This window comes from Pseudomonas sp. Pseusp88 (assembly GCF_047303955.1).
Lineage (GTDB): Bacteria > Pseudomonadota > Gammaproteobacteria > Pseudomonadales > Pseudomonadaceae > Aquipseudomonas.
The window spans coordinates 1-260 of record NZ_JBGLYM010000128.1 but is presented as its reverse complement, the minus strand read 5'-3'; the positions used below and the strand labels follow the sequence as shown (position 1 = coordinate 260).

Here is a 260-nt window from a genome sequence, read left to right as displayed (position 1 = left end):
GAGCTGCCGAAGGCTGCGAATGACGATGTCCGATATTGCGCTATAGCAGCCATAGGCAGCTCCTGAGGTCCGGATGCAGGCCCTGTGTAATTTGCCCCAAAGCCCAAGCTCTGCTAGTGTCGCGCCGGTTTAACCTCTACCGGAAAGTCCGCCATGGCCCGCAAGAAAGCTGCACTGGATTTCGAAAAGTCACTCGCAGACCTGCAAACGCTGGTAGAGCGTCTGGAAAACTGCGAACTGTCGCTGGAAGACTCCCTGAC

1 protein-coding gene is annotated in these 260 nt (G+C 56.5%); it reads left to right on the top strand.

Features of this window, described 5'->3' with window-relative positions; translation table 11 throughout:
- Window positions 1–153 precede the first annotated feature (153 nt).
- Window positions 154–260: exodeoxyribonuclease VII small subunit (locus ACCD02_RS32750; protein WP_413310736.1), on the top strand; the 107-nt coding region annotated here is incomplete at its 3' end.